Below are 349 nucleotides of genomic sequence, written 5' to 3' on the forward strand. Positions count from 1 at the left end.
ATGACATTCGAAGCCATAGCCGCCGCTGGCCTGCGAATTTGCCAGGCACTCCGAACCAATGCCGAAGCCGTTGTACGGGTCCATACCGTTGCCGTTGAGCGCGATGCCGCCACCGCCGCCGCCGTTCTTGCCGTCGGCGAGCACGTCGTAGCGTGCGGTCACGCCCATGCGGCCCACCACCGGTGCGTTGAACTTGCGGTGCGCGAGCAGCGAGAGACCGTACCACTGCGCATTGCCGCCGTTGAACGCGGCGCGTTGCTGCTGTCCGTAGTCGAGTTCCGCGTTGTACTGGATGTCCGCGAGCGTGTAGGTCGCATCGAGTTCGCCGAAGAAGAAGTAGCCGCCCGAA

The 349-nt window shown here is 64.5% G+C and carries 1 protein-coding gene; it reads right to left on the reverse strand.

The window, feature by feature from the left end; genetic code table 11:
• Positions 1-349, reverse strand: a 349-nt coding sequence (locus tag U5775_RS39175; protein WP_322063467.1) for a DUF3138 family protein, incomplete at both ends; no start/stop codon positions are given.

Source organism: Paraburkholderia sp. J63 (assembly GCF_905220245.1).
In the GTDB taxonomy this organism is placed as follows: Bacteria; Pseudomonadota; Gammaproteobacteria; order Burkholderiales; family Burkholderiaceae; genus Paraburkholderia.